Source organism: Mesorhizobium sp. B2-3-14 (assembly GCF_006442175.1).
Classification (GTDB): Bacteria; Pseudomonadota; Alphaproteobacteria; order Rhizobiales; family Rhizobiaceae; genus Mesorhizobium; species Mesorhizobium australicum.
The window spans coordinates 69,114-94,860 of the sequence record NZ_VFVP01000011.1; the positions used below are offsets into that span (position 1 = coordinate 69,114).

The window sequence follows — 25,747 nt, forward strand, 5'->3', positions numbered from 1 at the left end:
TGCCTTGGCGAGATAAACGCCTAGCGCCTTTCGCAAGCCGTGCAGCGTCATCCCCTTTCCACAAGTCCGGCGAACTTGCCTTAACGGGACCATCATCGCGCCTGGACACTGCGCCGAGAAAGGCTCGCCGTCCGACGGTGACCAACACGATTTCGCCGCGCCGGCGATGGTTCCGGCTTCGGTCGGAGCAAGGCCAAAACGGTTGACACGGGGCATGCCGTCCCGGCGTCAAGGATGTCCAGAAGTGCCACACGGGAGCGGAACATCAGAGCTTGCTGACGGTTCTACCTCGGTGGAGTTTTCCAATTGAGAGGACGCCGTGTCAGCGTTTGAATTCGTCTATTTTTCTGGTCTGACGGGGAATGATCTCCTCGGCGGTGTCGTCTCCTTGTTGGCGTGCTGTGTTCTCTACAACGTTATCGCGGAGGATCGCCCGCACCGGTGAGAGCGGGACCGCAACAGGTGGGCCCTTGACCGGCCGCTCTCCACTTCGGACGCGTGTGGCCGGTATCAGGTTGGTATCTCTCACTATTACTCGCCGCGGTCCTCCATGTGACCTGCCGTTGGCTCGGGCGGGCTGTCCCGACGACGTCGCATGCGGATCATTTCTGTTTCTACGGTGGACCTGCTCCGCCAGTCATCGTTGGCCCCGTCGGCCGACTGCAGAGTTGCCTGGCGGGTCCCGCCCGGCCTGGCGGGCTGGAACATTGCTTGAGACCAAGGTTCGGGTGCCGGCCTGCCTGCTCCCGGGCAGTCCTTCCCATGTGAACTGCCCGTCTGGCTTACAGCAAGCGGGCTTTTTTGCGGCTCTGGCTAACCCGCCCATCCGCCGCAGTTCTCTCCGCGTTGAGGACACCCCCGCGGGAGCCCGTGGAGGCGCGTTCTGAGCAAATCTGCACGCCTGTCAGTCGTGTGGGCACGACCTCTCGGGCCATGATCGTGACAGGCCAGCTGGGGAACTTTCCGGCGCAGGGCGAATTGAGCCACGGCGGCCGATTCCCACTCCGAATCCGCCGCTGACCAAAGACCCAATCTTGGTCGGCCCGCGACTCCTCAGGAAGGCGCGGGCCAATATTGTGGCAGGATTCGGGTGCGCGCCTGGGGCTGATTTGAGTACCCATGTGAGATAGCGGCCCCCTGAACCAAAGCTGATCTTGCCGTCCGAAGAGACCCGCGCGTGAAGGGTAGGATGTCACCACGGCAAGACAGTTGCGCGTTGCGTTAGAGATACCGAGCTTGCGACGAGGCCGGAGATCAGCCGCGCTCTCGGGGAAAACAGAACCGTGATGACCCCAAGATTCCGTACGACGAGGTGGTGCATGCACGCGGAACTTTTCGCGTCCATTCGGCACAATGGGCATCTCGCACGGTGACTAAATAGCCGGCTGCCGCCGCAGCAGGGGGCGTCGGGGCCACAAGACAGGATGACGGTCGAACGATCAAATGCAGGTTCATGGATTAGGCGTGGGGGAGGATCGCGACGAAAACGAGTCCCGCTCCTCCTCAACCTTGAAAACGATGCTTGCTCGAAGGGCCAGATCGCCGCCCTCATCTCTTACGAGAATTTGTGGTGATCACCGTCTGGAAGCGCGTCTTTGGTCATCTCCGCCAAAGCTTTGATCGCTTCATATTTGACTGCGGCAAGGTCTTGGCCTTCTGTTCCCTCATCGTCAGGGAATATCGTTCCGTTATCGTCGAAGTCGAAAGCGCCATCGCCGAAAAGCTCGCCGTTTGTTCCTCGCTTTCCCTGATGACCCATTACAGGGGGCAGCGTCAAATGCGCAAAGTCACGCCATGAGCGAGGCGCGCGCCAATTCACCCTCCCCAGCCTTCATCTGTTCGACCTACTTGAAAGCGGGTGCGCGGCCAAGTCAGCCCAGTCGATGCCTGTGCGTACAATCCGAGCTTCCGTGTCGCGAAAGATGGTGTCGTGCAAAATTGCCTGCAGGCGTCTCGTCTGTCTGCGGGCTTGCGACGCTGTGCGTCGGTAGAACTTCTCCGGCCAATCAGCTGGACCCGTGTTTGGTTCGGTGGTGGCCGACCTTGCGGATGCTTAGACTGCCGATCGAACATTCAAGCTAAAATGTCCCGAGGGCGATCGATCCCAATTGGCTGCGGCCTTGGCAAGCAGAGTTTTGTCGGCTCGGCGCCCTGAAGGAGAGTTGCCTGAAAGACGCCGAGCCCAGCCAGAGAGATTAGCGGGGGGCCGCGTCCTCTCGCCGGCCAAGAGGTTATGCGCTCCCTTAGGCACTCGTGAAGCATTCGAACGCACTAGGAGGCCGGAACATTTTCCCTGAAATCCGACTTGCTGGACCAATTCATCCCGCGAGCAACGTATTGTTTCGTCCAATCGTCTGGTCGCTAAGGACCTGACTTTCCTGTCCGCACTGCAACGCTAACCCGGCTCGGAAGGGGCTTCTGGGTGGAGGCCGTCACGAGGTTCACCTGAATTCGCTGTGCAGGCCAAGATCGTTCACGGGACGCGGCAGATCACCTTCATCGGCCGCGAGTGCCTGACCTCTTGAAGCGGGCCTGTTCGTTAACCTGCTCGGCCAGAAACGCCGCAAACGGCTTCACATTCATGCTGCCGCTTATTCATGCGGAACCGCGCCATACGGCCGTTGCCGTCCAGGTAAGGGTGCACATAACCTACATGCCAGTGCCGTAGTACGGCAAAGTTCCGGAACTATTTTAGCTCAAACTAATTTAATGGCGGTTGTGTAACAGTCGCGAGGGTGCGAAGTGGCGGAGTATCGAGTTGAGATAATGGCCGGCGAGTCGGTTGTGTCTTCGCAGGTGCTCATGGCCCAGGCGCCGTTCAAAGCGGCAGAAGCACACGTCGGCCAGCCGGTCACATTGAGACACCAAGAAGAAAACTGGGTGCGTGTCTGCGAAACAAGGGGCGGGAGGCGAACCTTCGCTTACGTTCGTCGCATGAGGGCGGCGGAGACCACTCGCGGCCGTAAACTTTTTGGACAAGCGGCTGAGCAGGTCTGTCAGGTCTGGCCAGGTTAGACGGGATCTCGGTGGCAGAGGCTATTCAGAAGCTTTTGCCGATGCGAAGGCGATCGGGATCGGTAGCACCGAAATCGAGCAAGAGACCGGCAGCATTTTATGAAACCGTGCTCGATGCCATCGTGCATAATGCAGCTGGTCTTCCAGAGTAAAGCTCAATGGCGGGTAGGCGGAATTGCGGCGTGTTCGTCGTCTGCTGAACTGCCCATCCCTTTGTCGCCGGCCATGCGCTCGCTGGGATTTCTTATTTCCGCTTTGGAAATTCGATCACCTTCGCCTCAGGCTCGGGCTCCAGCGGCTCATGACCAGGCCGCTCGTGCCAGTAGATTTGGCGCAAATCGCGTTGGTCGACCCGCTGACCGCAGTACGGGCAGTTGTAGAAGTGAAGATGCTCTTCAATATGCTGCCCTCCACGCAGTTTGCGGGGAATCGGAGGGCCAAGGTCGGATAGCTTTGTCATGCGGGCTGCAACATCCGGTCAGGCTAAATGTTCCGGAGCTGTTTTAGCTAAAGCTTATTGGAACGGACAGTTCGTCAGTGAGTTGATGCGTTTGAAGTTCACCAGGCCGATCGCGCCCGAACTGGTCGGCACCCCCGCCGCAAGGCGATGAGTGGATCCATGAGATAAAATTCGATGGGTGGGTCATTGGATGACAACGCGCTTCGGTTAGTCACCAAAATGGTTACGATTGGAGGGGGCTGATACATCCAGCTTGCCGGCGAAGCAGCGGCGATCGAGGCGAAAGACTTCATCATCGACGGCGAGGCGATCACTATCCATGAAGCTGGCCTGCCTGACCTGCACTGCAATCAGCCGTTACCAGTCTCACATCGGCGCGACCTCTATCTGGTGGTGTTCGACCTCCTGCACCTCGACGGGACGACTTGCGCGACGTGCTGGTGAAAGACCGCCGCGACATTCTCCAGGCATTGATCCCGACCGGTGGCCGCATTCAGTTCAGCGAAGCAATGCCTGGAACTGGTGATGCGTTCATCACCTTATCGACCGAGCTGGCCTGGAAGCATGGCGCTGCCAGCGGGCTTTTCGCCTGATGCTTCGCCGCGGCACATTCGACTGCACTTCGGCTGCCGAGCTGGTTGCCGGAACATGTGTCCGGCCAGAGGTTCCGGAGCCGGACCGCTTATCCTGTTGCGGTGCCTCCTTGTGATCTGCGCGCTGGCTCAGGCCGGCGCTTTTTATGCAACGTAGGGGAACCTGATATTCGTCGGCTGGTTCGACAGGCGGCAGCACCCGTGCTGCTGGTCAGGTCCCCAATACCTGGCCGGGCCCGCTTCCCTTGCCAGTGAGGCGGGCCCACTGCGATCGCGTCTGGCGCCTTCGTTTGAAACCTAAACGACCATGGCTGGGTGGGCGGCTGGTGGGCGCGGCGTCGTCTATTGAAGGGGCCGATAGTCGTCGCAAGGTCGACAGGCTAAGGCAGGAACAGACCGACCGGGAAACTCGCGTCGTCACCGATGCCGAGCGCAAAGCTCGCGAAGCGAAGATGGCCTCGTCTGAGGGCCGATCGGCTGGGATAGCATTCCGTCCTGCATGCAAATGTCGAGCCGACGAAGAAACGCTAGGTGGATGCCAAGGCACCGAACTCACTACCTTTACCGCGCCGGCCATCGCAGCCCGCCGGTCCGCCGCGGGCCGATAGGAGACATGGCCATGGTCACACGATCAGGTACGGGCAAACCGATCGGGCGAGGCTGTGTGGGGACGATCGCGGCAGATGAGCGCAGGCGGTGTGGACATTGAACCGATGCCCAGAAGACCAAATCGGGCCGGGTGCCGCGGCTCCGTGTGACTGCCCGCTGGCTCGGGCCGGCGGGCTTTCTGCGTCTGGAGGGAACGTATCGAGGGCACGCAAAATCGGGTGAGCGCCTGCGAGTTGTCGGCCAGAGGGCGCCGGTAAGTTGTGTTCGAACAGCCTTCGATTGAGCCCGCCACCGAGTGCCTAACTCTCTCTGCCGCACAACCTGCTGCAAACGGCATCTAAAGCGCGACTTCCCAACTAAACCGGCCGGAATATCAGATTCATTGGAAGCGGGTCGCGTGATCTTCAGCCTGTTGATGGTGGTCACCGCTCCGAATGCTGGGAAGCCGAAAATGAACCACAGCCGGAACAATGATCGCAACGTTCGGGTGGAGGCTGGCCGGCCGCCGCGGCCTGGCACGCCGTCTGCGCCGCTGTCAGCCCCAAGAGCAGGGCTTCTGAACATTCGCCGTCCATACCGGCTGAGTGGCCACAGGGTTTCGGACATTGTGTACCTGCCAACGTCCAGCCGCGCTGTGCGCGGTCTCTCGGCTGCGCGAATATCGCAGCGTGAGGTGCATGACCTACCGCCATCGGCGCCGAGTTCAGCCACGACCAAAAGCCGTCGGCGGGCGCCAATTCCTTGCAGAAAGCGATTCGAGGCCATCGGAACCAATGCCGACGCCAGAGATTTGCTTTGGAGTCATTACAATGCTTGGAGGAACCATCATGCGGATCGGAGACTTCGATACCGGACGGGTCAAACACAGCCCGTTGTACCGCGACGCCAAGCTCGCAATGCTCACCCACCAGGTCCTTTATCACATGCAGCTAACGGAAACGGCGGTGAGCGGAGTGGAGCACGCATTGGTGCAGTTCGCCCAAGCCACTAAACACCCTGCCCACGACGCTGCTCGTCGCTCGCTCGCAGCTTTCCTTCATCTGGAGCCCGATCAAACCTTGGGGATGTGAACAGTGCCGACATGTCGGCAAGTTGATTCGGCAGACTGCGAATTGGGTATTTGGGAGAGCTCGGCGATCCGCCGAACGACTAGCCCTAAGGGCCATCGTCGCTTACAACCTGCGACTTCACGGGCCATGAACACCAGCCGCAGGTGCGGACGGTGGCAAGCAAACCGACCGTCGCGGCCGCTGAAGGGAGTGCGCTCGACAGGACTGCATCACTGCTGCAGAAGCGATCAGTCGAAGTTCCCACTGCAGATAAATCTGCGCTCGCGGGCAGCCGTTCATCACACGGAACTAGTTCTTTCCGCGCTTTGTGCCATCCGGGGCGAATCATGGCAAATGGGTCGGTTCTGATCGTTTTGAAACGAGCCAATGATACTGCTCGACCTACAGGACGCTCTCGAAGAAGCTGGCTTCCAGGTTTTGTGAGTAGCGCTGCGAAGCCCTGTCGACCTTTGATGCGGACCCGGGTTCGTACAGCGCTCTGATCTCGTACATAAAGCTGGGTGATGGACGATCGGGTTGGGAAGTTGCCCGGCATGTGCGGCAATCCAATGCGACGATGGTATATCTAAGCGGGGACAGTGCCTCGCACTGGGGCGCGGAGGGCGTCCCAGAAAGCATCATGCACGAAGCCGTTTGCTTTGCCTCAGGTCATCACAGCCCTTTCCACGCTGCTCAACCAGCAACATCCGCAACCATCAAACGAACCAAGGGCGTAACAGGTTTTTGCCCGCGTACAACCGATCTCTGGCAGCCAAACCGCTTGCGGCGGTGCCTCTCTCCTAATCCGGGTCGATACTTTGTCCGTTTTAGAGGGAGTAGCCCGGTGGCTCACCGACCAATACTGCCGACAGCCCACCCGAGCGAGATGGCCACGACGAACCCCAGCAGTATGGCCGTAAAGAACCACATGAGGCGTCCCTTCGCTCGTTGTGCGAGCATCAACGCGGCAAGCGATTTATAGTTGCAAATCCGCAGGAGCAGCGATCCGCTCGGGCGATCGCCGACGCCGGGGACCCTCATATCCGGTCGTCGGTGTAGGAGTGGGTCTTGTTGGACTTAGTTTCCACCCGTGGCTGGACCGGTTCAGGTCGGATATGGATTGAGCGGTAATAGGCGCTGCCCACGAAAGCGAGGCATGGCTGGCCGAGAAGGAGATCAGCAAGGCGAAGGCGGTCACGAGCAAGAGATGGTCCCCTGTTGAGCCAGGCATAACCACCGCCGATCCTGTCCGTTCATTCACGGTCTGCTTGCTCCCGTGTTATCGTTACCGCGACGTTAAGAACGGCCGCGCACCTTGACAGGTTAGGCAGCCTACGGCTGGGCCAAACTCCTCTGCCGGCGGTTGGAACCTTTTCCAGCCGCGCGGATTGCTGTGCATGACAAAAACCCCTGAAGTTGCTCCACCCATTCTTCCCGAGACCAGCCCGGACCGACCTGTCAATTGCGAGGTCGCTCTGGAAACCGCATTCGCCGCCCTTGTCGCCACCTCCATCGCCCAAGGATGGACCCAGGAAGAGACGGCCGAAACGCTGCACAAGCTGGCCATGGAGCATCTCGAACAGCTCAAGATCATAACAGCCTAATCGGTCCGGCGCGGCTCCGGAATTTCGACACGTCACATGTCGGATTATTTGCATTCAAATGAATTTCACGACGCTATAGATGCTGCCTCAACGTCTGGGAGGAGAGCATGGCTCCGCATGAGCAGCATGCCGTTGAAATCATCCGCGAGAAGAAATGGACCGTGCGTGTGACCGCCTATGGGAGCGTCATCACGTTTACTTTCGAATCTGAAGAGTACGCGCCCTCATACGCGGACGGGCAGGCGTTCCGCCTCGGCGTCGAGGTTGTCGGATTAAAGAAATGCGCCTAGCTACAAATCAGCGAACTTTTTCCCGCACTTCTTTTGGAAGGGGGATTTCAGAGGCAACGGCTTCACCGGGTCGCCAGACTGCTGCGTCCTAGCCTGCGCATGCAATCGGCCGGCGCAGGATGCGGCATGCGGTCGTAATGGTCGCCAGCTGTCGTTGGGCTGACAGGTCGCGATCGCCAGCGTGGGCACGATTTGCCGTGCGTTATCGGAATACTTCCTCTCAAATTAGGCTACGGGGACTTCATGGCCCTGGGGAGGGCTGTTTCCTTTTTACCGGCTCACCAATATTCTGCCGTTCGAAGTCGCCGTCGACGCCACCGACAAGGACGGCTAGTAGGCCAGCCCCCTCAGCATCTCAGCCCCGCGCCGGACTCGCCCCGCCGAGACGAAGCGGCCAGCCTGTGCAACAAAGCCAGGCGAACCACGTTGCCCCTCAGGAGTGGAGGAACGAAGATGGCAGACGACAAGCGAAAGAGAGACTCTCGGGATCGGAACCGCGTCTCGGTCGAAGAAGACTACGAGGTGCGATATCTTGAAGTCCGGGGATTACGGCCCAGCAAGTCCGCGACCTGATTGAGCAACACGGTAATAACGCCGAAAAGCTGGAACGCGAAGCGAAGAACTAAAGGCTCGCTGAGGCCAAGATGGCAAAGTACCAGGTGGAAGAGATCTACGGTGACACCGTCGTGTCGTCTCGCGTCGTCGTGGAGGACGATCCGATGAAAGCAGCCGAACAGGCTGCCGGGCAAAGAGTGTCCCCAAGGGCACTGCAGGAACATTGGTTCCGTGTGGTTGATGAAGAGCAAGCCGCCGTCTATGAATACAGCTTGGCCGCACGTGACGAGCATCCAGTTCGGTTGGAAGGCAAGGGCCGCTCCGGCCTTGGTCGGCCGATCCCCGGCAAGATTCGCGGGTCTGAACTCGAGGACGAGCACCAACCATTTCCAGATCAGTAGGGCCTGCGTCAAGCCTTCTGGGATGAGGTGCCTGGGCATGACCTGTTGGAGAAAGAGCCCGCACAGATCCTCAAGTTACCACCCCGAATCCAGTAAACCCACCGACCGGGCGTCGATGAAGTTTCTTCGCGACTTGGACGAGCCGGACGCAATAATTCTATATCGCAGAAAATCAGACCGTGACACAGGCACTCAATCGCGCGATCAACACGAAGCCTCCTTGAATGGTGCATGGTCATGAACGTCATCGCAGTGAGTCTCGTATCGCTCGTTCTGGCGATAGCGTGTGTTCTGGTCCACTACGAGGCGTTCAAAATGGTCGCGAGCTCTGCCCGTTCAGCCGAGGTCGGCGGGTTCCCCAGCCGAGGACGACTGCTGATCGTAATCTTCGGAGCGCTTGCAGCACATACCGTCGAGATTACGTTCTACGGGTTCGTCTTCTGGGGCCTCCATAGCTATCGGGTGTTCGGCGAAATCGTCGGAGAAATCTCCAATGGATGGGTCGACTTCCTGTATTTCTCCGTCACCAATTACACGACGCTGGGAGTTGGCGATATCAGGGCCGAGGGTCCGATCCGACTGATTGCCTCATCGGAGGCGCTCACTGGCCTGGTGCTGTTGAGCTGGACGGCCTCGTTCACCTACCTCTCCATGGAGAATTTTTGGAAGAGGAGGTAGCGCCGCGAGATCCCAGGCCCGTCTCGATATGAGGTCTACTGAAATGACTAAGGAAGCTACGGCAGCGATCGCGGGCATGTTGCTTCGTGCCATTGGCGAGGAGCGGTTTAATGCCGTTTCTCATACTTACGGTCAGCGATGTTCTTTCCTTGCGCCTTCGCCGCCTTTGCGTGTCTGCCCGGTTGAGCGGGCGCGGGCCACTGCGGCCTCACAGGTCGACCTGATCTCTTCAACCTCGGTCGCGGTTAGAAGATCTATCCCGATGAAGCTGTTCTTGCCTGTACTCACCCGCACCAGCTCGTCAAGCTTAGCCTGTACCGCCGCCCCATCTCGGTTCTGCGTATTCTGGATGAGGAAAACCATCAGGAAGGTAATGATCGTCGTAGAGGTGTTGATGATTAGCTGCCAGGTTTCTGAAAAGGCGAGCACAGGTCCGTAGAAACCCCAGACCGCTATCAACGCAATGCAAAGGATGAATGTGATAGGCCGACCCACTCCTCGAGCAACGGCGTTGGCAATATTTCCGAACGACCTTTCCATTCAGCGTCACGGCCGAATCACAATGAAAGCCGCCGAGGCGGAAGACTTTGCGTCATTGCGCAGTCGCTTTTTTACTCGCCGCCGATTTGGGCTGACCAGATTGGCTTTTTGAAGCGGAATTCTTTGAGTGGGCTGCCATTGCGGGGGCGGCTCCGGTCTTCTTGACCGCGCTCGCCTTCGCACTTGATCGCTTCTTTGCAGTTGCGTTCTTAGGGTCGGCCTTCTTAGCAGGAGCCTTCTTAGCTGCCTCGCTGGAGGAGAAAATGCCGGTGATGCTGTCGATGATGGACACTGCGCTACCCTCCGTTTAACTTGACCATCAATGCGCAGCGGCAGGAAACGGTTCCATTCAGGGACCCAGGAATCGCTAATCGGACGAGGCCGGCGGTGAGCGTGAAATCCGCTCGCCCGCGCGACGTTATACCGAGTTTCCCTCAAGATCGACCAGCGGCGGCGGATGCGTTTGAAAGTTGTTCGAACAGCTCTCCGGCACAAAAAAAGCCCGACACCTTCGGCGGCGGGCGAGGTCTGCCAGTACGCTCGACCTTAACCACATCGGGCCAGGGATGTGCCGCCGCCGAGTACCTTGCTCGGTCGTGTACTAAGTACACTCGTCTGGCAGGCATTGGCTATGCGATAGGCATCTCTAATCGACCATTCGGCTCTGTTGGGGTCGCAACGCGCTGCTTGGTCGGGCACGCTTGCTCGATCAGCGGACAAGAGGTCCTCAAGGACCTCTTCCCAGATGCTCTTCGACAAGCGATGACACGCCTGCTGAAGGGCACGCGCATCTCATTTCTAGGTGGTCAATCCGGTTCCCGTGTTGGACGGATGGAGCCGGACCGGAGAGCGATCAGTCGTCCTGCTGGATAACGACCGGCCGATTGTGGTGGTGACGGTGCACCGAGCGGGTGATGACGACGGTGTCACGGCGATGATGCCGATGGCGCCACGAGCGATGGCCGTTGTCATAGAACGCGTCCTGGCCGCGATGCCGGTGGTGAAGACGGTCACCTTCGTCGTTGTATATGATGGTTGTGCCATGGTGATGCCGGTGATGTGTTGAAACCACCACGTCAGCCTCGGCAGCAGAAGCGACCACCGGAGCCGCAAGCGAAAGAGCCAAAGCGCTTAAGATCAAAACCTTCATTTTGCTATTCCTGTATGCCTGAAATCCCTTCACGAAGGCAACGAGGCAGAGGTGTCTTTGTTCCTGCCTGACGCCCGGGTGCCGCATTGTTCCAATATTGGTGAGGGCCATTCCTCCGTAGCTGACAGGCGTTCATTCATACGCACCGTTTGGTCGGTTAGGTCACCCGCGCTGAGGCGCGAGAAAGATCACGCCACCGAAGCGGATGCTGGGACTGGAAGAGGTATGGAGGTAATCGCGGTTTGCAGCTTCAGCTTGCCGGGTCTGGCGGCGAGACGAGCGCTTCTTATCAGCCTGCGGCAGGCGAAGTGGGCGCGGGTGCGTTGCCGCCTTGGTTTTGCTCGGGGGCAACCTTAAGGGGTGTCGCTTGCCGCGAAGCGTTTGACAAGGGCGCAAATATAAAAAAGGCGAGAAGGCCTAGAAAAACGAGGGCGATCACGAAGACCGCCCAGCTCACGATCCGAGCTGTACCTCGCCGTTCCTGATTGCGTGAGAGATCGTTGGTCATTGGATATCCTTCCAGGATCCAATAGTCGGATCCGAATCGGCTCCCGAACTTCAATTAGGCGCTGATGTTCCTTTCGTTTGGGAACACCAAAACTATTTTCAGGGCTGATGCCAAAGCATCACTTGCCAAGGGAGAGAGCAGCGCGCCGCGCCGGCACGAGGTCGACGCGGGCTCCCTGCGGCAGCGGCTGCATGGAACAATTCATCAGGTTCAGATTTCTCGGAGCCCGTTGGCCATAGCCTGGAGAATGCTCCAAGGCGCATTGGATGGCCAATGGTGACAGCGCTGCTGCCGCCGCGAGCCTCCGCCAGCCAACTCCGCCTCACCTTGGATCGTCAACACGCCTGAATTGCGCCAGGTTGCCCGGTGTTCTTTCGGCGATTTGGATCGGCGCGCCAGTCCACTGCCAAACGGTCGTAGCTGGTGTGCGAAAGAACTGGATGTGGCCACGGGTGCCCGCAACCTCTATGTGCGGCCATGACTCTGCGATGCTGTTCCGGTCAGTGCCGCAGGTCCGTATTGCCTGAGCAAGGACGAGGATCGTGTCATACCCTTCCAGAGCAACGAAGGAGGGCGCCTCGCCCAACGTCTCCCGCAGCTCCCTTTCGACGCGTGATCCTAGCGGGTTGAGGTGTCCGGGTCGGTAGCGCAGGAAGGGGATCGCAGCGCTATCTTCACCTAGCAATGTGGCCCATTCAGCGAATTCCGGTTGCCCAGCTGGAGCGCCGATCTTGATCGTGGACAGGCGGCCGTCATTGCGAACTGACTTCACGATTGAGATAGCTGGATCTGGCTGGCCTACCAGAAGAAGAAGGACTGTTGCGCCATGATCCATAAGTTGGTCGCACAACATTGAGGGGTCCAGCGAGCTCATACTGATGTCCGATAAGGTCGCGCCATTTGCTTGCAGGCGATCACGAAGAATGTGAACGCCAGATGCCCAATAGACACTCTGCTGCGATGCAACTGAGATCCGATCGTGGCCGGCGCGCGAGAGAAAGTCGGCATATATTTGCCAGCCGCGGGACTGCGGCGGGGCAAGACGTGCGACCCATTTCGTTGGTTTTTCCGTTAGCCTGTCGAGTACCGCCGACGAGCAGAGAAAGGGTAGGCCGAGCTCGTCGGCCCTGATAGCCGCCGCGCGAGCAACGACACTGTGATACTCTCCCGCTATCGCCACCACTCCCAAACGAGCCAGTTCATCCACTGCCGCGAAGGCCTTCTGTGGGTCGGCTGCGGTGTCTCGGACGAGCAGCTCAAGCGCCTTGCCGCCGACGCCACCAGCGCCATTGATTTCGCTAACAGCAAGCTGAAGGCCCGCAAGCAAATGTCTGCCTGCCTCAACCCAGCCGGGGCGAGTCAAAGGGACGAGTGCCCCGATTGTGGTCGTTTCTTCGCAGCCCGGACCAGTCGATCCCATTCAAAATCTCCTGGTTCCGCCGCTCGCCGGGTACCCAGCTACAGCGGATATGCGTCGACCGATAGAGACAGTCGGACCTACCTCCAACAATCTGTACCATCGCGACCACCGAGACAGTCCCCCTCGACCTCCGATGCGGCAGGTCTTGAGCGGACCGGCTGCCGGGCCGGCCTTCCCATGCGCTACTTCCGATGTGCCAGGCGGTAGCGGGCCGCCTTCGCGCGGTTACCGCAACTGTCCATCGAGCACCAGCGCCTCGGTTTGGAGCGGCTGTCGTCGATGAAAAACCCGCCGCAATTGTCAGCCTCACATCGCCGGATGTCCTTTCCTGCGGGGAACAGCACCAGCATAGCAGCGGCCGCTGCTGAGCGGCGCAGCGGCAGGTATAGCCTTTCGTTTGCCGACGAGGATTGGAGGTTCAAGATGCCGCCAAGGCCAGCCGAGCCGCCCGCTTGCGCTATCGCTTTATGAAAGCTGCGCAGGGCAACGCGTTTTGAGGCGGCGTCATGGCCGAGGTTTTTCGCACAGACATTGAGCCACGATTTGAGGGCGGCGCGTAGCGTTAGCACCTCGAGATGCACATCGCGGGCGACGCGTGGGTAAGTCACGGCACGACGCTCGAGGACCCGCCCTTCATTTTCCGACAACAACAGGGCCGGAATGCAAAAGACCAACAGATCCTGATAGCTCGGTATGCAGTCGATCTCTGCTCCGTCGCGCCAGTGCAATGTGTTGGCAAGGTCAAGGGCGGGCGCACCACCCAACATTCGCATAGGGCCGCGCGGCGAGAGGTAGGTCCGGACAAATTCTGTTGATTCCATCATCGTCAATATGTAACCTGATAAGCAGTTACTCAAGAGGGCAGGGCGGGTCAAATGAAGAAGCCACTGTTGACGTTCTTGTCCTGGTTTGCGTTTGCAGTCACTGCCCACGCAAATGACGATGTCCTTTATCGCTCAAGCGTGATCGTCACCGGAGATCGCGAGGAAACGCGCGTCCCTGCCATCCCTGAGGGTTTCGCACTGGCAGCGCAAAAGCTGACCGGAAATCCCGACATCGTGCACAATCCGGCCTTCGCTTCGCTGGCGACCGGGGCGCCTGCCATGGTTTGGTCCTACACCTATCATGACCGCATGTTCGGCAGGCCAATTCACGACGAGCAGGGCACACGCGATCGGCCTTTCGATCTCACGTTCCAGTTCGACCGCAAGCGAATGGACCATGCGATGGCGCTGCTGGGTGAGAGACCATGGTTGGGGCCGCGCCCAAAGCTGGCGCTCGTCATCGAGGTTACCGATATGGCGCGTAGCTATGTACTCGCCGCCGATGGCGTCCACGGGTCGGACCTGCGCGAAAGCTTTGAAGATGCTTCGGTGCGATTCGCGATACCGATCATATTTCCGAAGGAGGCCGATCTATCGGCGCTCGCGCTGGATAACGTCGATGCAATACCTGATGGGAGCCTGGCCAGACTGAAATCCAGATTGGGAACTGACGCGATCTTGGTCGGGCACCTCGATTGGGAAACCAACGAGCCGGGCTGGCATGCGGTTTGGCGCCTCCCACTCGTTACAGAGGGTAAAAAGTGGGAGGTTTCCGGCGTAAATTTCGATGCTGCCTTCCGCAACGCAATCGGAGGTGCCGCCAAGCGCATGCGACCGCCCAATTAGGGCGGGGTGCCATGACATTGCGGGAGGTCGCATGGCCCAGTCGCCCAACTCGCACCGCCAGCTGCTGCTGTGAAGCATCCTCGCCTGCGAATCCCGGCTGAGTGGCTATGCCATTTGTCAGGTTCACTCCCAATCCGGAGGAGCTTGCGCAAAGCGGCTCCTGTAGTCGCTTGGGGCAACCCCGAGCGATCTCATGAAAGCCCGCCGCAAAGTCTCAGGATCGCCGAATCCAACCTCATGTGCGATCTGCTGGACAGATTGGCGGCTGGTCTCCAGAAGGTCTCGTGCGGCCTCAACGCGTAGAGCCTCGACGGCTCGTCCTGGGGGCTGTCCATTTTCCTTAGAGTAGACGCGGGCAAAGTTCCGCGGGCTCATGGCCATGAAGGATGACAGTGCCGGGACGGACAGATCGGCGCCAGGATTTTGCCTGATCCAAGCATGCAGACGGTCGAAGCGGCCGACGCGGTCTCTGATTTGTTGACGAAGCGCAGTGCTGAATTGCGATTGTCCGCCGGGCCGTTTGAGGTACAGGACCAACTCCCGTGCGATTGCCAAGGCTGTCGTGTGGCCGAGATCTTCCTCAACCATCGCCAGCGCCATGTCGATGCCGGCGCTTACTCCTGCCGATGTCCAGACGGCCCCGCATCGTACGAAAATTGGATCTGGCCTGACGTCGATCGCGGGAAATCGCTCTGCAAGTTCGGCGCAACGCTCCCAATGGGTCGTGGCGCGTCGGCCATCCAACAGGCCGCACTCGGCCAGAATGAACGCTCCCAGACAAATGGAGCCAAGCCGACGCACGTCTTTTGCTTGTCTGATCAACCAACCCCGAAGAGGACGGGATTTTGCGGCTTCTAAGGCCGTCGCCCCACCTGAAATCAGGAGTGTGTCGATCGAGAGCTCACGGCAGTGATCGAAACTGACGGTGTGGAGAGCAACGCCCGCATCCGTCTCGATCGGCCCGCCTCGTTGCGAAACAAGGATGGTACGAAACGCGGGTTCTCCGCTTGCTCGCTTGGCGTCATTGAAAACTTGCAGCGGGCCGGTGACATCGAGAAGCTTCGTGCGATCGAATACCAGAAAGGCGATCAGTCGTTCGCGGTGCGCGTTGGCAGAATGCGAGGTCATAATGGCATTTATGCCACGAGAACCTTGTGCGATCCAGACGGCGAGGAAAGAGATATGGTCCATGCTCGAGATCAGGCCCAATTGCGAATGGTGCGACCGCGATCTGCCCCCGGGCAGTTCGGAGGCTCGAATCTGCAGCTACGAGTGCACCTATTGTGCAGAGTGCGTTTCAACGGTCCTGCACGACGTTTGCCCGACTTGCGGCGGAAATTTTTCAGCAAGGCCGATCCGGCCCAGGCGTGAATGGCGCGCGGGCTCTTGTCTCGGGCTTGAGCACGATCCAGCGAGCAGCCGACGAACACACTCGAAGTGGACAGCAGAGCAGGTTGCAGATCTCGCGAGGCGCCTGCACGACGTGGCGCCGGAGGGCCGATAAGAGAAAATCCAAACACAGAAGAGATATAGCATGGCTAAATTCCACGACTACACCTGCCGCATAGGATGGACCGGCAATCGCGGCGCCGGCACCAGAACGTATCGGGGCTACGACCGGACATGGGATATAACCACGATCGGAAAGCCTGTGATAAAGTGCTCCAATGACCCGCTGCTTGGGGGCAATCCGGCGCTACCCAATCCCGAAGATCTCCTTCTCGCATCCGTTTCGGCCTGCCACATGCTTTGGTACCTGCATCTGGCGAGTGACGCGGGAATTGTCGTCCACTCTTATACTGATCAACCCGTGGGCCATGGCGAGAGCGAGCCAAACGGAGCCGGGCGTTTCGTGGGCGCCACATTGCGGCCCAGGATCGAGGTCGAAAGCGGCATCGATCTCGACGAGGCTGCAGCCATCCATCATCGAATTCATGAGATTTGCTACATCGCGCGTTCCGTCAATTTCCCAATTCGTGTTGAGGCCGATTACCGAAAATTGTGAACGAGAGAACGGCACCCGCAGCGTGCGGTCTCATCCTCCGACTGCAAATGCATTGATGTTCAGGCGGCTCGGCCGCCCAACGCCGCCCAGCGCCATGGTGCCGGTCCGACGGGTGGCAAGGACCAAACGCCGCTAGCGAAGCGGGAGATCGGGTGCCACCGGAAGCGAACGCTTGTGAGTGGTGCTTAAATACGCATCAAGGATACGCTTCCGCGCCGCTTCGTCGATTTTCTTACCTTCGAGGAAATCGTCAATCTGATCATATGTTACTCCATACGCATCTTCGTCAGGACGAAGCGGCACGAGGTTCTCCAAATCTGCGGTCGGCACCTTGTTGACGAGTTGCGGCGGAGCGCCCAGATGCGCCGCCAGCGCGCGCACCCGGCGTTTGTTTAGCCCGGCAAGGGGAAGGATGTCGGCGGCGCCGTCGCCAAACTTGGTGAAGAAGCCCATCATTGCCTCGGCCGCATGATCGGTACCAATGACCAGCCCTCGTCTGGCAGCGGCGAGTGTGAATTGGGCGATCATGCGCTGACGGGCCTTTATGTTGCCCAGCAAGAAATCTTCCCGACGAGCATTGCCGAGCTCCACGCCAGCCGACCTGATCGAGTCGAGCATCGCGTCGGCCGCCGGTTTGATGTCGAGCCTGTGCGCTTCGTCAGCTCCGATGGTCTCGAGTGCTCGCTGAGCGTCCTTCTCATCGGCCTGCGTCCCATACGGCAGCCTAACAGCAAGGAATTTGGCGTCGTATCCTGCCCTCCGCAGTTCGCTTACGGCCTGTTGAGCCAGAAGTGCCGCCGCGAGCGAATCCACACCGCCGCTTATGCCTAGCACGTACGTGCAGAGGCCGGCTGCACGCAGGTACCCGCTTAGAAAGTCGATGCGTCGGCGTGCCTCCGCGGCGGCATCGAAACTCGCAGCGACGCGCAAGGCGCTGATGATCGCTTCTTGTTGTGTCATATCCCTTTCTGCTCCCGCTGTTCAAAGAATGAAACGTCGTTGGTGCCGATTCCGGCGACCCGGTCTGCGCCTGCGTGGGAAAACCGGAAAGCGTTTTGGCCATGCCGTCAGACCAGGGCGCGCTTGATCTTCCGAAGCGTTCCGCCGCGGATACCGACCCATATGGTGCGGTATCCGCGAGTCTCTCTCGGCGAATGACAGACACCGTAGTCGCAGTTCCTAAGCTGCCTCGGCAGCGACGTTCACGGCTGACTCGGCGAGCTGCGTAAGGGCTTCGTCGGTGTCCTTTTCCTCGCCAAGGGTAAGCTCGAGAAGCTTAACCGCTTCGGCCATGCCGAGCTCGCTAGCCCAGGTCCGCAACGTACCATAGCGGGAGATTTCATAGTGCTCTACTGCCTGAGCCGCCGCAAGGAGACCAGCATCGAGAGCCTGAGAGCCCTTGTAGTCGTCCATGATTTCGGCGCCCTCCTCGGTGATGCCCATGATGGCGGCACAGGTCTTGCCCTGGGGCTTCTTGCCTAGGGCTTCGAATATTTTCTCCAGGCGCGCGACGTGCTCCTGGGTCTGGCCGCGGTGCCTTTCGAAAGCTGCCTTGAAGTCAGGGCTTTGCGCTGCCTTGGCCATCTGGGGAAGGGTTGCCAGGATCTTCTTCTCGGCGAAATAGATGTCCTTCAAAGTGTCGATGAAGAGTTCGTTCAGGCCAAGAACGCGCAGGCCGCGGCTGCGGCGGCCGCTGCCACGGCTGCCGCAGCCCAGGCTCAACTGGATACGCTGAATTCGCAGTTGAGCGCACTGACGTCGCTGTCTCAGGCGAAATCGACGGCATGACAGCCGAACAGCAGGCGGCCCTGCCCGGCCAGATATCGGCGCTGCAGGCTGACATCACTGCCCAGCAGGCGGTGGTCGACGCCGACAATACTGCGGCCGATGAGGCTGCGGCCGCGGCTGCGGCGGCGGCACCGATGATGCATCACTCGACGCAGCGCTGACCGACATGGCCAACAAGCCGGTCGACGCCGAGGTCACGGCCTGGGCCCAAGGTGTTCTTGCCGGCAAGATCGACCAGACGGCGGCCAAGCTTCAGGCTGGAACGACGCCGTAGCGGTTCGTCGCTGAAAAGGCCGTAGTCACCAGAGGAGATGCCGCTGGGCTTGGCCTGGCGGCATCCTCCTGGAGCCGTTCCCGTTCAACGACAACGCAGAACCGCTTCTCGCTTCGACCTGATTGTCGGCGAAAATCGCTAGACATTTTTCCTGGAATTCGTCGGCCGTCTCGGCCTTCAATAACGTTGACTGCAACAGGCCACCGAAACTCCGCGACTTCCGAGGTGATCTGTCGCTAGCTCACGAATGTTCGTCTATCATAGCCTAACAGCGAGATTAACCCCATCGTGCGCTGGTCGCTCGCCCCGTCTGGCAATCGAGTGCTTGAAAGAGCCCAACACGCTTTCGCCTACACGGACTGGAGAAGCGGCTGTGGACTCGCAGGACTACCTTTCCCCTAGGACATCGCCGTTTTGTGTCAAGCAATCGAAAGTTGCTGCGATGCGATCGGCATCGTCCGTGATGATCCTGAACGCGAAGCCGTAGCCCTCAGGGCGCTCAACCTCTTTAAGATGGGGGGGTGCGCCAGCGAGTTGGCGATCCGCCTCAGCGGTCGTTTCGTTAGGGCAGCGTAGCGCCGCTGCTTGGGTAAGGTCGGCGGCACATGCCAATTGTCCGCGCAAAGCCTGACAGCTATCACATGGTCAGGGCGTGCCGCGTGTCCGCCACTCGCGACCAGAATGACGGCACGGTCAGGCACAGACTAGTGGCTTGGCGTGTCGGGGTACGATCGCGACGGAAACGATCCTCGTTCATAAACAGCAAAGCCCATCAAGGGCAACATCAATTACAATACGGCGAGCGCATCTATCCCATGCCAAGCCACGATTTTATTGGCATACGCCTATCGATCCGAAGGAGAGCGAGCGCTGGTTTGCTCGCAATAAGCGCCTGGACAGCATTGCAGCCCAGGTCCTTATCGGATCGGGCTCGACCGGTGGGACGCGAGCTGCGCCGTGAAGAAAGCGATTCTGACCAGGCGTGAGCGCTTGTGCGTAGCTACGGCCGCGACACCCCGTCGACCATCATCATACCCGCAGGCCAAACGTGCCGTGTCAAGCAAGCCCGCAGCTTCGGCCGGCTTTTTTCGTGCCCGGAACTTTAGTCGTCGGTGGAGGTTAATTAAGCAGTGTCGATCCCCTCCGGGATGTTGCCACTCCATAAGGAAGGCCCGTCGCGTGGGAGCCACGCGGCGGGCTTTTTGCTGTTTCACCGCGGCACGCCCGGGCAAGTCCCTTTACTCATCCCCAGGGACGCCCGCCGCTGCCGTGAACGGGCGGCGGGCAAACGTGGTGGCCCGTTAACGGAAACATTAATCACTGCTGATATCCCAATCAGGCAGTTGAGGGGGACAGCGCGGGCAAGATACCCGGGGGCATCACCCGACGAGGCACGATGAAGAGCCAGACCTACTCTGAACCGATTGCCGAACACGCCGAGGCGACATCAGTCGACGTGGCCATTGTGGGCGCCGGACTGGCCGGCACCACCCTGGCAACGGCGTTAGGCAAAGCCGGGCGCAAGGTCGCGCTGATTGATCCACACCGCGTACACCACGACGAGTTCCGGGCAGAGAAGACTCGCTTGGAGCAGATGCAGCTGTTCGACAGGCTGGGCCTCGGTCCTGTCATAAACACCCTGGTCACCCCAACAAACGAAATTCAGGTCTTCCGCTTCGGACAGCTCTTTGAGCGTAAGGAGAGCACCGAGTTCGGATTCTCCTACGGTCCGCTGGTGAACGGCCTGCGCGAGGCCCTGCCGCCACAGGTGCTTCTGATGGTCGGGAAGGTTGCCGAGGTCTCGACCGCCCCGAACTGGCAACGCCTTGTGCTCACGGACGGCACCATTCTCGCTGCCCGGTTGTTGGTGGTGGCTACCGGTTATAGCGAGGCGATACGGCGCGCCATCGGCGTGGAGCGCGTTGAGCAATCGAAGGCGCATTCACTGGTGATCGGGTTCGACCTAGCGGTCTCGCCCCAGCAATTCGGTCCTCGCTCGCTCACCTTCTATCCTGGGAGAGTTAGAGACCGCATTCCCTTTTTGACCGTGTTCCGAATAGGAAACCGAATGCGGGCAAACCTGTTTGTATACAGAACCGTTGCTGATCCGTGGACACAAGCATTCCGCGCGAGTCCGCAACAAATGCTCTTGCAGTTGATGCCGGAGATAGCCCTTCATTGCGGCGACTTCGCCGTCAACAGCCCGGTCGAGCTGAGGCAGGTCAGCCTGACCACCACCAGCGGTCACCGGCGCGACGGTGTCATCTTCATCGGCGACGCGTTCTCCACGACATGCCCGGCGCAAGGAGACGGCATCCATCGGGCGCTGACTGATGTCGATCGCCTGTGTTCGACATACATTCCCCTTTGGTTGGCCACACCGGGGATGGGATCAGGAAAGGTCTCTGCTTTTTACGATGACCCGATCAAGATTGCTGCAGACGAAAAGGCGATGCGTTCAAGCCTCTATGCCAAGGCGATCGCCACCGAGATCGGATTGGCATGGCGCATTCGACGGCTGCGCAACAACACCGCTCGCAAACTGATGATCATCGGGCGCAAAATGCACCGTTTGGAACAGAGGCCGGCGGCTGGTATCAGCGAAGCGACCTGAGGCAGCCCTATACGTTCGAGTGCGTCCACAGCCTTGCACCTGACGAATGGATTCCAAAAAGTCTTCTGGCGCGCTATTCCCAGCGCCGAGACGCGTCGTTTGGCGATGTCGATCCTATGATGGATGGGGCGGATAGATAGATAAATAAAATCAGCCAGTTGCGAGCATCTGTGTGCAAAAATCGCACACGAAAGTTCTGCTTCTCTTCTTTTTTGGTTCCCACGACGCAGCCGTCGACTGCCCTTTTCGAACACTCTTTTGCCGACATTGACCGCCTAGATCCGGATGTTCGCCAGGATATCCGTGAACCTCATTGTCCGCTGCGCTTCCAGTCTGCTGGGGTTCCTGGAAGCTTTCTAACTTTCTGGGGCGCGCCTCAGCCTGAATTGCGCGTGCTTATGGACAAAGTAGGGCACTAGATTCGGTTTTTGGACATTGCGACGGTATGGGGGTTCGAGTTGTTAGAGCGCTACCGCCTTTCCCCCCACTCGGAGAGCATGCGATATCTTCTACAGTGTCGGGCGTGATGGGTCTGTCTCGGTGCTGCAAAGACCGGTAGGGAGCGGGAGAGACTGACCCGAAAGCTATCCACGACGCGAACCGCAGCTTTGCGCCCCCAACCGGACCTCGAGGTCAGCTTTGCGGCTGCTTGAACGCAGCCAAGAGGGAGCAACATCCCGAACATCAGGCGAGCGGGCTAGGTGTAGCTGTCGATGTTCCTTGGGAAACAAACGAGTGCCCGTCGGGCAGTACCCCTGGCGCAGCTCATCGGAACTCGACCCAGGCGTCAGCTGTGGCTGATCGCAATGCGATTTCATCAGCACGCTTTTTCCAGCTTCCGCCGGCCACGGGAGATCCACTGATATTCCTTTCTGATCCCGTCCTACGTCGCGTGTGCCAATGTCGGCCGCGTTTGCCGATTACGACATTCGCGTACAGCTTATCCGGATTCGATAACGCGCTGAATCTGACGTTCCGGAGGACGCGCGAGTTTCTCGGATAAGGTGTCGAGGAGGCACTGCAGAGAAGGGGCGGCTACGTCACTCGTTGCCGTTCTTCCGCATAGCCAGAAAGACATGAGACCACGCGTCAAATTGACCATTGGAAAGAATTTACCGTATCGCGCGCAACAGCAACGCTCCTGTTGAAGCATTTCTCCCCGTTCCGACGGCACCGGTCGTCTTTCACTTTGGTCCGATGTTGAACAGCTCGACGCGGCGGTTCACACCGTCTGCGGGGTTATTGGGGTCGAAGGGATTTTCTTCACCCTGCCCCAGAGGAAGCAGTCTCACCTGTTCAACGTGGAAGACAGTTACAAGCATCTCGGCGACGGCGTCTGCCCGTCTCTGGCTGAGATCCAGATTTCTAAGCCGCGAGCCGGTATTGTCGGTATTGCCGGCGATCACGAACCGATTGCCCAACAGGAGTGGATTGTGGAGCGCATCGGCAATTCGCCCCATCGTGACCCAAGATTCGGGCCGAATGACATCGGAATTCAGGTCGAATTGGATTTGCACGATGAAGTGTGGAAGCTTGGCGAACGCAGCCATCATCGGTTCGGGTCCGCTCGCGTTCGTATTGATCCGGGTTTGGATGTCCGCGCGGATCGCCGCGGTGTCGATTCCCACTTTGCCCGCAGCCTTACCGGATTGCACGAGACCCTGAACGGCTTGGCCATACGTAATCTGATTTTGAGTGTACGCCGTTCCGCCGCCAAGCACCGACGCCATCGAGAATACGGCGAAGTATCTCAAATATCTCATGTTCATGATTGTCCCTCGGACGTTTACGCGCTTGGTTGACTGCCTAATTCGACTTTTTACAAACAACGTCCAGCCAACCCGCATCGCTCATTGCTTCTTTGCATGGATTCATGAGCCTACGAAAGTTCTCGCCCGTCGTTAGGCATCTCAGGATCTTGGCCTGGCCCTTCTTCTGCGTTGAACAGTAGCGTTTGACGTCGGCGGCACATGATTTCGGCGCCGCTGCTTGCGCAGTCAGACGAGCATTCATGTTAGCCAGAAACGTAGTTGTCGCAGCTTGGCAAGCCGGCGATGCCTTGGCCGAGATACAGGGGACCAGTTGTCCGCTGCCCGGCCTGATGCCCTTGCAAACGTTTTGGCACTTCAGCGCCACATGCTTGCACCCAGAGGCCAACCGCATCGCCAAAACTTATCGTTGCGGCACCGACGAAAGTTGTGAAAGGAAGCCCCAGAACAACCAACACGGCAAGCGCGCGTATTTCCAATTTTAACATCGTGTACTGCTCCTGGCTTGGGCATCGAGATTGTCAGTCTGTCTGGACGCTGGTGGCCGAGGCAGCCAACGGTGGCACCACAACCCGTTTCTATGGAAATGGCCGACACCGCGGGTCCGAGGTAAGTCAGCCGGGCCAGCGAGATGGCGTTTGTCGAAAGCGGAGTCCGCCGCATGCTGCGCCGACATCAGCGAGTTGGCCGGTCCAAATCCAGTTGGGCATATCGAGGTCGAGATCACAGTCGCATCTCTGTGTAGGGGCACCTAAGCCAGAGAAGAAAGGTGGAAACGATATGCCGCGCCCGAGCCGGGCCTCCAGCATTCGCCCCTAGTGCCAGCATCTCAGCTAATGTAGGGAGACGACGACATAACGTCCGCCGGAGGGCTGATAATAGACGCCGCCGCAGTGCCATAGCAGGACGCCGTTGACCGAGATCTGGGCACAGGCCGCAGGCAGCTTCGTCACGTAGACAGTTGAACGGCGGATCACTCGCCGTGTGGTACGTCTGGCCACCCCGGCGGCGCTGCCAGGCGTGAGCGGATGCCCCACCCTTGCTTGAGCGTAGCCGACGAACGAGGCGGACGGCGCAACCGGATCGAGCAGGCCGACAAACATTATTGCAGCAACCCCGGCAGCGCCGGTTAGCTTTAAGCCGAACTTTGTCATTGTTAATCCTCCCAAGAGGGAAGAAAATTACCTTTCGTAGTGCAACCGCCGCTATCCGAATTGCGCAACTCCGATAAAACTGATTATCGGTACCGTGATGGCACTGCACTATTCGATCGGCGCGGGCCGGCAATCCGTTGCATCGGCCGGCTTCTGACGCGGCCACGATATTCCCGCACGAAGGAATGTTTCCTTGGGGGATTCACCGAACAGTTGCCGATAGCTCGTCGCGAAACGACCAAGGTGGGTAATCCCGACATCCATCGCAACCTTCGTGACATTCAGGCCATTGGCACGTGCAGTCGTCAGTTGCCGTCTGGCTTCGTTTAGGCGAAGAGCGCGTATGAATTCCAATGGACTTGCCGCGAATGTCGCACGAAATGCGTACTCCAGTTGACGACGACTCACGCCGACCTCCCTGCACAACCGAATGATCGGTAGGTCTTCTTGAATGTGGAAGCGGATGAAATCCTCAGCCGCCCAGGCCTGGCGGAGATATCGACGTGGAGAAACATCGATGGTGAGTGCACGACCGTCTGCAATAGCCCGAGCCTCAGCCAGTGACCCCAAATATTCCAGGAATGCATCGGGGGGCTGCTCCAGTTGAATTGAATCGCCAGCAGCTGCCACGAGATTGTTCGCAGTCGCCTCAACCTGGTCCCGGACAATTCGTGCTTGGTCGATTGAGAGCCTGACGGCCTTGGGATGATCGGCGACCTGCTCCGCGAACATTCCCACGGCAAGCGCCTGAATTTCAGCCCAGAGGGCGGTCGGAATCACGGAGGCCGCATACCTCAGACCGGGCTGGATAGTTGCGGATATCGTCGCGCCAGCGGGGATTGTGACGACCATGCCGTCCTCAAGTGGAATGCGGCAGATTGTCGATCCGCAGGCGCGCTCCACGGCCAATACGACCACTGAGTCGCTATCCAGTCCGCCATTGGCATGTACGGTGCAATTGAAGTTGGCCAGGTCAAGCGCCCACTTGCCATGAGATTGAATTTGTCGGATGCGTGATGGTGCCCCGCCGGCCGAAAGCTGGTCAATTTTCACCAACATTCCCGAGGCTGCGCTTCCAAGTTGGTCCGGGCCCAGCTGCACATCCCTGTGCGAAGGCGATGAAGGCCAAGAGGTCAAGAACCTAATCCTTTGCGCAAAGCGGATAGCAGCGCAGTTATATTAGGGATAGCTTATGATTAAATTGCGCCAGATCAATCGGCGCGAAAAACATTGACGATGCGAAGCTGAGAGGCAGAATTCCGCAGCTTCTGGGCATAGATCGCGACATAATGCGATCGTCACGGCAAGCCTAGAGACGGGCAGGGACATCGATCTGCTGTCGACCTGGACTGATCGGGCTTACCAGCGCACCTGCAGCAAAGACATGCAGACACGCGCAAGCGCGTGATGAGATCACCCCCATCAGTGCAGGCAAGCCAGATCATAAGCCAGCGGTGTAAGCGCGTCGCTGGCTGGAGGCAGTCCGAGCTATCACGGCCGTCTGCACTGCCGCGGCTAAGACGCGTATTGAAAGCCAATCCTGATCCGATGCGTGTCAGCACTTCCACATCAAGCGCGCCAATCTTGCCACGCGCATCGCA

At 59.1% G+C, this 25,747-nt stretch carries 25 protein-coding genes and 1 pseudogene; 12 read left to right on the forward strand and 14 right to left on the reverse strand.

Features of this window, described 5'->3' with window-relative positions; genetic code table 11:
- Positions 1–1,567: 1,567 nt before the first annotated feature.
- Positions 1,568–1,798, forward strand: coding sequence for a hypothetical protein (locus FJ950_RS23975; RefSeq protein WP_140619110.1), 231 nt, complete (start codon positions 1,568–1,570; stop codon positions 1,796–1,798).
- Positions 1,799–2,539: 741 nt separating this feature from the next.
- Here the strand turns inward: FJ950_RS23975 and FJ950_RS30200 are convergent.
- Entirely contained in the window at positions 2,540–2,644 is a 105-nt protein-coding gene (locus tag FJ950_RS30200) for a hypothetical protein (protein ID WP_348641176.1), read from the reverse strand.
- Between the two features lie 1,256 nt (positions 2,645–3,900).
- Here FJ950_RS30200 and FJ950_RS29585 point away from each other — a divergent pair.
- Positions 3,901–4,068 carry a hypothetical protein gene (locus FJ950_RS29585; RefSeq protein WP_181166426.1) on the forward strand — a complete coding sequence of 56 codons (168 nt, stop codon included), beginning with the start codon at positions 3,901–3,903 and terminating at the stop codon, positions 4,066–4,068.
- A 999-nt stretch (positions 4,069–5,067) separates the two neighbouring features.
- Here the strand turns inward: FJ950_RS29585 and FJ950_RS29895 are convergent.
- A pseudogene (locus FJ950_RS29895) lies at positions 5,068–5,148 on the reverse strand (DUF2269 domain-containing protein); the annotation flags it as partial.
- 356 nt (positions 5,149–5,504) lie between these two features.
- On the opposite strand from FJ950_RS29895, the gene FJ950_RS24000 reads away from it, so the two are divergent.
- From FJ950_RS24000 to FJ950_RS24030, 5 genes are all read left to right on the forward strand, one after another.
- Positions 5,505–5,747 (forward strand): hypothetical protein, encoded by a 243-nt coding sequence (locus FJ950_RS24000; RefSeq protein WP_140619114.1) that lies wholly within the window; start codon positions 5,505–5,507, stop codon positions 5,745–5,747.
- 1,376 nt (positions 5,748–7,123) lie between these two features.
- Positions 7,124–7,330 (forward strand): hypothetical protein, encoded by a 207-nt coding sequence (locus FJ950_RS24010; RefSeq protein ID WP_140619116.1) that lies wholly within the window; start codon positions 7,124–7,126, stop codon positions 7,328–7,330.
- A gap of 107 nt (positions 7,331–7,437) precedes the next feature.
- Positions 7,438–7,620 carry a hypothetical protein gene (locus tag FJ950_RS24015; RefSeq protein WP_140619118.1) on the forward strand — a complete coding sequence of 61 codons (183 nt, stop codon included), beginning with the start codon at positions 7,438–7,440 and terminating at the stop codon, positions 7,618–7,620.
- 644 nt (positions 7,621–8,264) lie between these two features.
- Positions 8,265–8,576: a hypothetical protein gene (locus FJ950_RS24025; RefSeq protein WP_140619120.1), complete on the forward strand. Its 312-nt coding sequence runs from the start codon at positions 8,265–8,267 to the stop codon at positions 8,574–8,576.
- A 237-nt stretch (positions 8,577–8,813) separates the two neighbouring features.
- Positions 8,814–9,254, forward strand: a complete 441-nt coding sequence (locus tag FJ950_RS24030) for a two pore domain potassium channel family protein (RefSeq protein ID WP_181171415.1) — start codon at positions 8,814–8,816, stop codon at positions 9,252–9,254.
- A gap of 132 nt (positions 9,255–9,386) precedes the next feature.
- Here the strand turns inward: FJ950_RS24030 and FJ950_RS24035 are convergent, their stop codons facing one another.
- From FJ950_RS24035 to FJ950_RS29705, 5 genes are all read right to left on the reverse strand, one after another.
- Positions 9,387–9,794, reverse strand: coding sequence for a low affinity iron permease family protein (locus tag FJ950_RS24035; RefSeq protein WP_140619124.1), 408 nt, complete (start codon positions 9,792–9,794; stop codon positions 9,387–9,389).
- A gap of 52 nt (positions 9,795–9,846) precedes the next feature.
- A complete protein-coding gene (locus FJ950_RS24040; RefSeq protein WP_210241256.1) occupies positions 9,847–10,086 on the reverse strand; it encodes a hypothetical protein in 240 nt (79 codons plus the stop codon).
- A gap of 561 nt (positions 10,087–10,647) precedes the next feature.
- Positions 10,648–10,944: a hypothetical protein gene (locus FJ950_RS24045; RefSeq protein ID WP_140619126.1), complete on the reverse strand. Its 297-nt coding sequence runs from the start codon at positions 10,942–10,944 to the stop codon at positions 10,648–10,650.
- Between the two features lie 830 nt (positions 10,945–11,774).
- On the reverse strand, positions 11,775–12,872 hold the full coding sequence (locus FJ950_RS24055; protein WP_140619129.1) for an ABC transporter substrate-binding protein: 1,098 nt from the start codon (positions 12,870–12,872) through the stop codon (positions 11,775–11,777).
- 182 nt (positions 12,873–13,054) lie between these two features.
- Positions 13,055–13,696, reverse strand: coding sequence for a CGNR zinc finger domain-containing protein (locus FJ950_RS29705; protein WP_210242367.1), 642 nt, complete (start codon positions 13,694–13,696; stop codon positions 13,055–13,057).
- 51 nt (positions 13,697–13,747) lie between these two features.
- Here FJ950_RS29705 and FJ950_RS24065 point away from each other — a divergent pair, with 51 nt between their 5' ends.
- Complete coding sequence (locus FJ950_RS24065; RefSeq protein WP_140619131.1) at positions 13,748–14,542, forward strand: DUF2066 domain-containing protein; 795 nt, start codon at positions 13,748–13,750, stop codon at positions 14,540–14,542.
- Between the two features lie 123 nt (positions 14,543–14,665).
- Here the strand turns inward: FJ950_RS24065 and FJ950_RS24070 are convergent, their stop codons facing one another.
- Positions 14,666–15,733, reverse strand: a complete 1,068-nt coding sequence (locus tag FJ950_RS24070; RefSeq protein WP_246677753.1) for a GlxA family transcriptional regulator — start codon at positions 15,731–15,733, stop codon at positions 14,666–14,668.
- Here FJ950_RS24070 and FJ950_RS24075 point away from each other — a divergent pair.
- Positions 15,732–16,046, forward strand: a complete 315-nt coding sequence (locus tag FJ950_RS24075; RefSeq protein ID WP_140619134.1) for a DUF1272 domain-containing protein — start codon at positions 15,732–15,734, stop codon at positions 16,044–16,046. The two genes, FJ950_RS24070 and FJ950_RS24075, sit on opposite strands and share 2 nt — an antisense overlap.
- Before the next feature lie 30 nt (positions 16,047–16,076).
- Complete coding sequence (locus FJ950_RS24080; protein WP_140619136.1) at positions 16,077–16,547, forward strand: OsmC family protein; 471 nt, start codon at positions 16,077–16,079, stop codon at positions 16,545–16,547.
- Positions 16,548–16,679: 132 nt separating this feature from the next.
- Here FJ950_RS24080 and nadE read toward each other — a convergent pair whose 3' ends face one another.
- Complete coding sequence (gene nadE / locus FJ950_RS24085) at positions 16,680–17,507, reverse strand: ammonia-dependent NAD(+) synthetase (protein ID WP_140619137.1); 828 nt, start codon at positions 17,505–17,507, stop codon at positions 16,680–16,682.
- 219 nt (positions 17,508–17,726) lie between these two features.
- Positions 17,727–18,263 carry a DUF892 family protein gene (locus FJ950_RS24090; protein ID WP_246677775.1) on the reverse strand — a complete coding sequence of 179 codons (537 nt, stop codon included), beginning with the start codon at positions 18,261–18,263 and terminating at the stop codon, positions 17,727–17,729.
- Positions 18,264–18,331: 68 nt separating this feature from the next.
- Between FJ950_RS24090 and FJ950_RS29900 the strand changes: the two genes are divergently transcribed.
- Entirely contained in the window at positions 18,332–18,496 is a 165-nt protein-coding gene (locus tag FJ950_RS29900) for a hypothetical protein (RefSeq protein WP_246677754.1), read from the forward strand.
- 1,509 nt (positions 18,497–20,005) lie between these two features.
- Positions 20,006–21,223: an NAD(P)/FAD-dependent oxidoreductase gene (locus FJ950_RS24100; RefSeq protein WP_140619139.1), complete on the forward strand. Its 1,218-nt coding sequence runs from the start codon at positions 20,006–20,008 to the stop codon at positions 21,221–21,223.
- A gap of 1,184 nt (positions 21,224–22,407) precedes the next feature.
- Here FJ950_RS24100 and FJ950_RS24105 read toward each other — a convergent pair.
- From FJ950_RS24105 to FJ950_RS24120, 4 genes are all read right to left on the reverse strand, one after another.
- Positions 22,408–22,992: an OmpA family protein gene (locus FJ950_RS24105; protein WP_181166428.1), complete on the reverse strand. Its 585-nt coding sequence runs from the start codon at positions 22,990–22,992 to the stop codon at positions 22,408–22,410.
- A 245-nt stretch (positions 22,993–23,237) separates the two neighbouring features.
- Entirely contained in the window at positions 23,238–23,480 is a 243-nt protein-coding gene (locus FJ950_RS29595; RefSeq protein WP_181166430.1) for a hypothetical protein, read from the reverse strand.
- Positions 23,481–23,825: 345 nt separating this feature from the next.
- Positions 23,826–24,095 (reverse strand): hypothetical protein, encoded by a 270-nt coding sequence (locus FJ950_RS24115; RefSeq protein WP_140619297.1) that lies wholly within the window; start codon positions 24,093–24,095, stop codon positions 23,826–23,828.
- Positions 24,096–24,254: 159 nt separating this feature from the next.
- The gene (locus FJ950_RS24120; protein ID WP_181166431.1) at positions 24,255–25,199 is read right to left on the reverse strand and encodes an AraC family transcriptional regulator; all 945 of its coding nucleotides are present in this window, start codon (positions 25,197–25,199) and stop codon (positions 24,255–24,257) included.
- Between the last annotated feature and the right edge of the window lie 548 nt (positions 25,200–25,747).

What these genes read in the sequence shown, in the direction of transcription:
- FJ950_RS24000 (WP_140619114.1), top strand. Translation starts at nt 5,505, where the DNA reads ATGCGGATCGGAGACTTCGATACCGGACGGGTCAAACACAGCCCGTTG.
- FJ950_RS24010 (WP_140619116.1), top strand. Translation starts at nt 7,124, where the DNA reads ATGACAAAAACCCCTGAAGTTGCTCCACCCATTCTTCCCGAGACCAGC.
- FJ950_RS24015 (WP_140619118.1), top strand. Translation starts at nt 7,438, where the DNA reads ATGGCTCCGCATGAGCAGCATGCCGTTGAAATCATCCGCGAGAAGAAA.
- FJ950_RS24025 (WP_140619120.1), top strand. Translation starts at nt 8,265, where the DNA reads ATGGCAAAGTACCAGGTGGAAGAGATCTACGGTGACACCGTCGTGTCG.
- FJ950_RS24030 (WP_181171415.1), top strand. Translation starts at nt 8,814, where the DNA reads ATGAACGTCATCGCAGTGAGTCTCGTATCGCTCGTTCTGGCGATAGCG.
- FJ950_RS24035 (WP_140619124.1), bottom strand. Translation starts at nt 9,794, where the DNA reads ATGGAAAGGTCGTTCGGAAATATTGCCAACGCCGTTGCTCGAGGAGTG.
- FJ950_RS24045 (WP_140619126.1), bottom strand. Translation starts at nt 10,944, where the DNA reads ATGAAGGTTTTGATCTTAAGCGCTTTGGCTCTTTCGCTTGCGGCTCCG.
- FJ950_RS24055 (WP_140619129.1), bottom strand. Translation starts at nt 12,872, where the DNA reads ATGGGATCGACTGGTCCGGGCTGCGAAGAAACGACCACAATCGGGGCA.
- FJ950_RS29705 (WP_210242367.1), bottom strand. Translation starts at nt 13,696, where the DNA reads ATGATGGAATCAACAGAATTTGTCCGGACCTACCTCTCGCCGCGCGGC.
- FJ950_RS24065 (WP_140619131.1), top strand. Translation starts at nt 13,748, where the DNA reads ATGAAGAAGCCACTGTTGACGTTCTTGTCCTGGTTTGCGTTTGCAGTC.
- FJ950_RS24075 (WP_140619134.1), top strand. Translation starts at nt 15,732, where the DNA reads ATGCTCGAGATCAGGCCCAATTGCGAATGGTGCGACCGCGATCTGCCC.
- FJ950_RS24070 (WP_246677753.1), bottom strand. Translation starts at nt 15,733, where the DNA reads ATGGACCATATCTCTTTCCTCGCCGTCTGGATCGCACAAGGTTCTCGT.
- FJ950_RS24080 (WP_140619136.1), top strand. Translation starts at nt 16,077, where the DNA reads ATGGCTAAATTCCACGACTACACCTGCCGCATAGGATGGACCGGCAAT.
- nadE (WP_140619137.1), bottom strand. Translation starts at nt 17,507, where the DNA reads ATGACACAACAAGAAGCGATCATCAGCGCCTTGCGCGTCGCTGCGAGT.
- FJ950_RS29900 (WP_246677754.1), top strand. Translation starts at nt 18,332, where the DNA reads ATGACAGCCGAACAGCAGGCGGCCCTGCCCGGCCAGATATCGGCGCTG.
- FJ950_RS24100 (WP_140619139.1), top strand. Translation starts at nt 20,006, where the DNA reads ATGAAGAGCCAGACCTACTCTGAACCGATTGCCGAACACGCCGAGGCG.
- FJ950_RS24105 (WP_181166428.1), bottom strand. Translation starts at nt 22,992, where the DNA reads ATGAACATGAGATATTTGAGATACTTCGCCGTATTCTCGATGGCGTCG.
- FJ950_RS29595 (WP_181166430.1), bottom strand. Translation starts at nt 23,480, where the DNA reads ATGTTAAAATTGGAAATACGCGCGCTTGCCGTGTTGGTTGTTCTGGGG.
- FJ950_RS24115 (WP_140619297.1), bottom strand. Translation starts at nt 24,095, where the DNA reads ATGTTTGTCGGCCTGCTCGATCCGGTTGCGCCGTCCGCCTCGTTCGTC.